Raw genomic sequence first — 8576 nt, 5'->3', positions numbered from 1 at the left:
CGGAAGAAGTCATTCCTCCGTATTGCTTACGCCAACGATAATACGTTTGCTCTGTTACTCCGAGCTGCCGTGAGGTTTCAGCAATCGTCTTTCCTTGTCCGCACAGGATTTCCGCTTCTCTTAAATGCACGATGATTTGTTCTGCCGTATACCTTTTCTTCCCCATGTTTTTCGCTCCTTTTTAAGTTAGTCTAGCATACTTTTTTCTAACTTAAAATCTGGCTCGATTTTCGGGGGGCATGCCACATGAGCAAATGGCGGCGCAAATACCACAATCGGAATTCCTTTAGATTTAACAACGCTAACAAACCGCTTCAATTGTTCTAGTTTCTTAGCATCTACAGTCTCAGTGTATTCAAATCGAGCAGTTCCTGTTGCAATTCTCTTATGAGTATCCTCAAAATTCTTATCACTACTCTTTTTTCCTGTAATTATCCCACCATATTGATAGCTGCCATCGACTCGAAATCCATCTCCATTTAGAGCAGCCAATAAACCTATCGCGGGACGATGTTCAAATGGATCAAAAGCATTATGAAAATTATCTCGTAAAACATTTACATTAATCCTTCTGATGTTTCCATTAATCACGTTATCAAACAATGACCCATATAAAAACAATCGATTCTGAATCATATTGTTTGATAGTATTTCTTTCTTACGGTTATCTTTCTCATTATATGCTCCGTTAAGCCACCACAAATCAATTCCTAACATTATCACTTTCGGCTTATATTCTATAGTAATACCATCAAGAAACTCTATTCCCTGTTCTATGTTTGGCATGCACCCACCCGCATTAAAAAAAGACATATCATCAGAAAAAAATTCTCGCCGTAGTTGCATAACTCGAGAAGAACCAATTACCAAAATATCAGCCCGCTGCTTTTTTGCCATTTGCATCTTATAAATAGCATCCTGTCCAATCAACAATCGTCCATAAAGAGCACCTTCTCCAATTTGTTTTTCAATCGATTGTTCAATGTCAAGATTTTCATTCAACCGAAACAATACATATTCTGCAGAAAAGCTAACCAGTATTAGCACCGAAAAAAACGCTGCCAAGACCAGCACATTCCATCGCTTCCAAGATAGCATTATCATTCCCCTTATTTTCAAAATTGAAAGTATAAAAACTCTGAAACTTTGTTAATTTTAAAAATAGAGACCACGGCAATTATCACTATAGCTATAGCAACCATCTTCGTGGGTTTTACGAGAGATACTAATTCCTGAGTGTTCGGCATTTTCAATACAACCACAAAAAGCAACAACATCACACCAATTTCTTTACCACTATTTTCAACATACAACATTCCTTGATTAATATTAAGACTATGAAAAAGCAGGGGAGCCATTGTTATCAAATTGCTAGATACAATAATCCCCTTCATTCCCAGCATAGCTTGAATGATTGCCAATGCGTCTGATAAATTTGAGGCTCGAAAGAACACCCATGCAACAATAACACATACAAAAGTAATCCCCCACGCAGCCCGACGAGGTAGAGGTTTATTTAATCGTTTCCATAAATGATTAAATACTAAATATATTCCATGCAAGCCACCCCATACAATAAATGTCCAGCCTGCTCCATGCCACAGCCCACCCAAAAGCATCGTAATCATTAAGTTCCGTAATCGCTTAGCCTCACCTTCACGATTTCCTCCCAATGGTATATATAAATAGTTCTTCAAAAATTGCGATAATGTAATATGCCATCTACGCCAAAAGTCAATTATTGAAGTTGCTTTATAAGGAGAGTTGAAATTAATTGGCAGCTTCAAATTTAGCATTAATCCTAAACCAATCGCCATTTCTGAATATCCGGAAAAATCAAAGTACAACTGGAACGTATATAAGATTGCTCCTAGCCATGCATCAATTAGAGTAAGTTGTTGAGCATTATCAAATGCGATTTTCACCCATGGCGACAACGTATCCGCAATCACAACTTTTTTGAATAAGCCAAGAACAAAAAAGCTTAATCCTAGTCCAAAATTTTTGTGTGAAAAAATAAAATTTCTCATCCTTGAAAACTGTGGAATCATATCTTTATGATATAAAATAGGACCGGCAATTAAATGAGGAAATATGGTCACAAACAAAAAATATGACAAAAAACTGTACTTTCGTGTTTCTCCTCTATATGCATCTACCAAATACGCTGTTTGCGTAAAAGTAAAAAAAGATATACCTAACGGTAGAGTTATTTCCGGAACAAAATATGAAGCTCCAAACACATCATTTATTGTTCTTAATAAAAATCCTGCATATTTGAAATACCCCAGTAACGATAAATTGGTCAATACGCCAAAACAAAGCCAGGTTTTCTTTCTTGTTGCTTCTATCCGCAAACCAACACAATAGTTAAACAAAATAGAAATTAGCAACAACGGTAAATATTTAACATCCCAATATAAATAAAAAACTAATGATGCCCCAATTAAAGATATTGTTGCTAATTTAAGCAATTTCAATTTCGACAAAAAAAAGTAAATAACAACGATTGATGGTAAAAACACAAAAATGAATTCGTATGAATTAAAAAGCATGCGTCACCTCAAAATTTTGAGTATATATGGTTTCTAACTTTTCTCCTTAAAATAACCCTTCGGATGCGCTTTATGCCACCGCCATGCATCGCCAACGATCATCTCCAAACTACTGCGCTGCGCCTGCCAGTCCAGCTCCTGACGAATCTTGGCCGAAGACGCTATCAGCACCGCTGGATCCCCTGCGCGGCGCGGAGCTTCTTCCACAGTAAATTCCTGCTGTGTCACCTTCTTTGCTGTCTCAATTACTTGACGCACCGAAAATCCTTGCTCTGAACCCAAGTTATAAATACGACTTTCTCCGCCGCGCCCCAAATGCTCAAGAGCCAGCACATGGGCCTGCGCCAAATCACAAACATGGATATAATCACGGATGCACGTACCGTCAACAGTTTCATAATCTGTTCCATATATTGAAATCGCTTGCCGCAGTCCCAAAGCCGTCTTCAAAATCAGCGGCACCAAATGCGTCTCTGTACCGTGATCCTCACCGATCTCTCCATTTTCACAAGCGCCGGCAGCATTAAAATACCGCAAGGATACATAGCGCAAATCATAGGCAGCGGCAAAATCGGCAAGCATACCTTCAATTACTAGTTTCGTCCGCCCATACACATTGGTCGGACATGTAACCGCCGACTCCAATATCGGCCAGTCTTCCGGTTCTCCATAAACAGCCGCGGTCGAAGAAAACACCAAATTTTCCACATGGGCTTGCCGCATAGCTGACAATAACGACAGTGTACCCCCAATGTTGTTGTCGTAGTATTCTTGCGGCTCCTGCATGGATTCTCCCACCAGGCTGGACGCGGCAAAGTGAATCACCGCTTCAATGCGTTCCGCCAGCAACACTTCCGTCAAACGCTCCGTAGAACGAATATCTTCCTCATAAAAAGGCACCCCCGCCGCCACAGCTTGGCGATGCCCGGTGGATAAATTATCGTACACTACCGTTTCATGCCCAGCCTGCAACAACGCCCGCACTACGTGAGAGCCGATATACCCCGCTCCCCCTGTCACCAATACTCTCATCGTCAGTTCCCCGCCTTTTTTCCTTCCCCGCTATCGTCTTCTCCGTTCAACACCGGCCCCAGCGTATGCAGCAAGTATTTCAAAAAACCATCCCGCAAGTCTGGACGTTTCAAAGCATACTCCACTGTTGCTTCCAAAAAGCCTTGCTTATCACCAATATCATAGCGCCGGCCTTCAAACTGATAGGCATAAATTGGCCTTTTCTTACCTAGTGTCCGCAATGCATCGGTCAGTTGGATCTCACCGCCAGCACCAGGCGGCGTTGCAGCTAGAATATCAAAAATATCCGGTTCAATTACATAGCGTCCCAGTACAGCCAGACGTGAAGGAGCTTCTTCCACCGTTGGCTTCTCCACTAAATCCAATGCTTTCCACAAGCGTTCCTTTTCCCGCTGCGCTTTCACAATGCCATAACGACTTACCTGCCGCTTTGGCACCTCCTGTACACCCAAAACAGAGCCGCCACAGTCCCCATATACTTCTATCAACTGCTTCAAGCAAGGAACCGTCGCATCCACGATATCATCGCCAAGCATGACTGCAAAAGCTTCATCCCCTACAAACTGCCTAGCGCACAACACCGCATGCCCCAAGCCGCGCGCCTCTTTTTGGCGGATATAATGAATATCCACTTCCGATATTTCCTGCACCAAGCTCAACAAGTCATATTTACCGCTAGCCTTTAAAGAATATTCCAATTCCAAGTTCCGATCAAAATGATCTTCAATGGAACGCTTATTGCGCCCAGTAATAATCAAAATTTCCTCAATGCCCGAGGCTATGGCTTCTTCTACAATAAACTGAATGGCCGGTTTGTCTACAATCGGCAGCATTTCTTTAGGCTGCGCTTTCGTCGCCGGCAAAAAACGGGTTCCCAATCCAGCCGCCGGAATAATGGCTTTGCGGATTTTCTTTTGCATATGCTAAACTACCTTTCTCTTCTCCTTTAACAAACTACTTATATATTCGCAAAAAAGCCGGAGGATTCCTCCTCCGGCTTTCAGCTCAAAAATAGAACATTAGCCCCCAATAAGGCCCCTTAATATCTACTGAAGCAATTTGTGTTTTTTCCAACGTTCTGCGGTCCCGATAAAACAAGCCACGATAACCAACTACTAAGCTGCTGTTTTTTTGTTTACAAAAAGCAGCTTGTATGTCTACATCTACAAAAGTCAGTCCTGAAGTTCCAGTCGACAGGCCGGCTGCAGTAGCTGACCACGTCACATGCTTCTTTTTTTCTTCCCAATGCACGCCTACAACAGGAGCCCAGCCGGCCCAGGAAAACGCATAGTCTGAGACAACTTCCGAACTTTCCGGGATTTTGCTTCGCAAAACAGCAGAACCGGTTGCCGAAACTCGCCGCACGCCCAAAATCCAGGCCGTATTCGTACCCTCTTCCTTGCGCACATTTCGCAAAAAATACAGATCAGCACTTTTATACTGCAAGTTAATGTTCTCAGTGGCCCGGTGAGTTACTTCCCTGGAAATCAGCCCGCCTAGAAAATATTTCCGCTCCTTCCGCATGGCTTGTCCCGCAAAGGTTCCCTCAAAACCAGCCACACTCACAGACAGCCGGGGAGATACATCGATTGTCAATTTCCGCAGCACTCCCTGAGTACTGCCAATTCCCAGGTCCTTCCCGGCGTCCACCTGCCCCGACCAAGCGGGCGACACATAGCGCCCGCCTGCCGAAAAACCTGGCTGCCAATACGCTTGCTGATAGTGTATACTGCTTTCTGCCGCCTCGCCAAGTGAAACAAATTGGCTCAAACACAACATCACAAGCAAAAAAAGTCTTAGGCGAGCTGCTTCCAAGTCGGTGTCCCGGTGCTTAGATCAATCGTATAGGATGTAGACAAATTATCACCTAATTTCACGTGAGGCATATACAGCACGCCCTCAGCCGTTTTGTCCACTTTCACCAAATTCAAATCACTTAGTCCAATAGTTACACCGGTATCTGACTCCGTTAAACTCAAAGTTCCAATGGACGAAATGCCTCGAATAACCAGAGTATCACTTGCATTGCTGGCATCAGCAACAATTTCTGTTCCCATGTAAGCAGACGGATTTTGAGAAATTCTCGCCAGACATTCACTGTTTACCTGCACAAAATAGGTGTCCGCCCCAGCTCCGCCTGCCAGTACTCCGTCACCAGCCATACAGCTTAGGAAATCACAGCCGTCTTCTCCATAAAGCTTATCATTCCCAAAGCCATTATCATATATCAAAATATCGTCTCCAGCACCGCCGTACAGCACATCAAACCCTTCCCCGCCAGCTAGAATATCATTACCGCCATAACCATATAAAACATCATCCTGATTCATGCCGACAATCATCTCATTAGAAGCAGTTCCTAATACGGTTCCGCCATTTGCACTGCTGGCCTTCAAGTCCCAGGAAAGGCTTATATCAGGGCCGCTGTTCGAAGCTACTTGGAAGTGGTTAATCTGATAGTCTCCTCCTTTCAGCCAGTCTTGCAATACCAGCGATTCCCCCGGAACAAAAGAAAGCTGCAAATCATCGCCCTGCATAGAAGCCGCCGGCTGAAATCCTGCCGGATTTTTTGCCAATAAGTTTAACGGATCAAGGACTATCTTCAGGGTGCCCTCATGGTTTTCCGCATTCCCTGCAATCCATTGCGAACCACTTCCTACGGTATACGTATACATATCCGCTACAGGTTGAAGGGGCACTGGAGCAACGGGCGGGTTCGTCGTCCCCGTTACCTCGTTCAAAGAATACTTATCGCCATTTTTAACGATTTCATAATTCTTTGAATCAATGTTGATTACCGGACACGCATCGGCTGATTTTGCCCCGTTTTTGATCGTCAAGAAATCAAGGCTTCTTTGGTCTGAATATGCCCAGAAATCATGACCTCCTACTTCACCAATATTTACTGCAGCATCTTCATTTTTGTATTTATATACAGAAAGAACCAAGTCATCCCCTGTTCCGGTTATAACAATTCGATCAACTGGACTTCTATTCACCCCTACAGTATTCCAGCCTTGCAAATCGTATAGCCGTATGTCCACAATATCATTGCTGTTAAGATTGACCGCATCATAAAGTAGTGTGGTATTGGAAAAACAGCCGTCATAGCCTTTATTCGAACCATCGCCAAGATTTATAATGTACCGATCAGCTCCCGCTCCGCCTGAGACCGTTTGCCCAACCATTTGTCCGTTTACTTTTCCGCCCATTTCGCAGAGAATAATATCATTTCCGGCATCACCATATACCGTATCTGGCCCGTCTCCAGCACTAATAATATCGTTTCCACCGCCTCCGTGAATAACTTGCGCCGTATCACCGTCAAAACCCAGCACAAACTCATTGGCATCCGTACCTGTTATATTGCCGCTACCCATCGCCAACTTATAAGTAAACTTCACATCAATCCCCGGAATAACAAACTCAAACCCTTTCACGCGGGCTGTCGGATTGCTCCAGAATTGTTTTAGTTCCAACGAATGGTTAGCATCAAAGGTGATCTTCATGTCCGTCGGATTCCCTTTCGCATCATAGCTGATTTGTCCAGTAGGAATTGATGCCCCTGTTTTCTGAACATATTCATACATCTGTTCCGGCGACTCCACAACAATTTGCAAGTAATCCTGATTATTTCCGCTATCTGCCGGTATGATCATATGATTGATACTTTGACTTAAATCATAAACATACGGGTTCGCTGGATTAGCCACTACTGCTGACAGTTTTGCATTCACAGCATCCTGCAAAACACTTCCTGAGATATCATTCGTATCTCCTGCTGCCGCATTTTGCAGCCAATCATTGGCCGCGTCATCCCAGAAACGAAACTTCCCTATAGCGCCGCCTGTAGTAAACCAATCTTCCACTGTAATCGTCGATGTGGCAAAAGATGCATCTTTAATACCAATCAAGAGGTCATCACCATTAACCTGCTTGAAGCTCAAATCGTCAAACGAAATTCCCTGTCCAAATGCAATACTGTCTTCTCCATTATTTGCTTCTGTCTTCTTAATGGTATCTTTGCCATCTCCCTGATAATACACATAACGATCATAACCGCCGCCGCCAATCAGAATGTCATTGCCTTTACCACCGGTTAAACGGTCTCCTTCTTGGTTCTGCGAATAATTACTGCCTATCAATACGTCATCGCCAGCGCCGCCCTCCAAGCGCCCAACTTGTTGGTCAGCCAGAGTAAGCTTGTCACTGTAATTTGAACCAATGATTTTTTCAAAGTTAAAGAACTTCGTATCTGACGCCGTCAAATCAACAATCGCTCCCGCCGTCAATTTCGCCAAACTCAGCGTATCAGAACCGTCGTCGCCGTTAAGCCAGGACTCGGAGCCCCGATAGTAAATCGTATCATTACCATCGCCGCCTTGAATAATATCACTTCCGCCGCCGCCGTCAATGGTGTCATCCCCTTCAAAACCTCTAATGAAGTCGGCACCAGCGCTGGTTAAAACAGCGGCTCCTTTAGCTCCAAAAATGTCGTTATCCCCGGTTCCCAAGTCAAGCGCATAGTCTTTACCGTCAATGCGCACTTTGCCTCCCTTTTTCGGCGCCCAGTCCTTTATCACAATCATCTGCGCCGGCACTTCCGCGCCGTTCAGTCGGGGGATAATGAGCAGCGCATTACTGTCAACCGTTATGCCTACTTCTTGAGCAGCTGCAATAGCCCATTCTCCACAGCCAAAGGTAAACTTGGCAACATCATTTACCGACAAATCAGCAAACTCAATTATATCTTCAGATAATCCATTTGCAATCGTCGTAACGCCCCAAGTATCTTTAAAGACGTAGCGGTCATGTCCTAGGCCGCCATCTAGCATATCATTTCCGCCATCACTATAAAGAACATCATCCCCAGCGCCGCCGATCAGGGTGTCATCTCCCAAGCCGCCATCCAAAATATTAGCGGCGGCATTGCCGGTCAAGCGGTTGTCCGCAGCGTTGCCGGTCAGGTTTACCGCCCCGGCTCCCAGG

The 8576-nt window shown here is 44.3% G+C and carries 7 protein-coding genes; all 7 read right to left on the bottom strand.

All coding sequences use genetic code 11. The annotated features are described in order from the left end of the window. Nucleotides 1-166 (bottom strand): transposase (locus C508_RS20920; RefSeq protein WP_018702982.1); only part of this gene is annotated, 166 nt, incomplete at its 3' end. Between the two features lie 20 nt (nt 167-186). After that, nucleotides 187-1098: a hypothetical protein gene (locus tag C508_RS0107750; RefSeq protein WP_018702981.1), complete on the bottom strand. Its 912-nt coding sequence runs from the start codon at nt 1096-1098 to the stop codon at nt 187-189. Nucleotides 1099-1115: 17 nt separating this feature from the next. Next, nucleotides 1116-2555 (bottom strand): MBOAT family O-acyltransferase, encoded by a 1440-nt coding sequence (locus C508_RS0107745; RefSeq protein ID WP_018702980.1) that lies wholly within the window; start codon nt 2553-2555, stop codon nt 1116-1118. Between the two features lie 33 nt (nt 2556-2588). Continuing rightward, nucleotides 2589-3587 carry a UDP-glucose 4-epimerase GalE gene (galE, locus tag C508_RS0107740; protein WP_018702979.1) on the bottom strand — a complete coding sequence of 333 codons (999 nt, stop codon included), beginning with the start codon at nt 3585-3587 and terminating at the stop codon, nt 2589-2591. A gap of 2 nt (nt 3588-3589) precedes the next feature. Further along, entirely contained in the window at nt 3590-4507 is a 918-nt protein-coding gene (galU, locus tag C508_RS0107735) for a UTP--glucose-1-phosphate uridylyltransferase GalU (protein ID WP_018702978.1), read from the bottom strand. A gap of 85 nt (nt 4508-4592) precedes the next feature. Beyond that, nucleotides 4593-5357: a hypothetical protein gene (locus C508_RS0107730; RefSeq protein ID WP_156817595.1), complete on the bottom strand. Its 765-nt coding sequence runs from the start codon at nt 5355-5357 to the stop codon at nt 4593-4595. A 26-nt stretch (nt 5358-5383) separates the two neighbouring features. Continuing rightward, on the bottom strand, nt 5384-8576 hold a 3193-nt coding region (locus C508_RS0107725; RefSeq protein WP_479688664.1), incomplete at its 5' end, for a calcium-binding protein.

The organism is Anaeromusa acidaminophila DSM 3853 (assembly GCF_000374545.1).
Lineage (GTDB): Bacteria > Bacillota > Negativicutes > Anaeromusales > Anaeromusaceae > Anaeromusa > Anaeromusa acidaminophila.
The sequence above is the reverse complement of the archived record's forward strand: the minus strand, read 5'-3'. Positions and strand labels throughout refer to the sequence as shown.

What these genes read in the sequence shown, in the direction of transcription:
- galU (WP_018702978.1), bottom strand. Translation starts at nt 4,507, where the DNA reads ATGCAAAAGAAAATCCGCAAAGCCATTATTCCGGCGGCTGGATTGGGA.
- C508_RS0107750 (WP_018702981.1), bottom strand. Translation starts at nt 1,098, where the DNA reads ATGCTATCTTGGAAGCGATGGAATGTGCTGGTCTTGGCAGCGTTTTTT.
- C508_RS0107745 (WP_018702980.1), bottom strand. Translation starts at nt 2,555, where the DNA reads ATGCTTTTTAATTCATACGAATTCATTTTTGTGTTTTTACCATCAATC.
- galE (WP_018702979.1), bottom strand. Translation starts at nt 3,587, where the DNA reads ATGAGAGTATTGGTGACAGGGGGAGCGGGGTATATCGGCTCTCACGTA.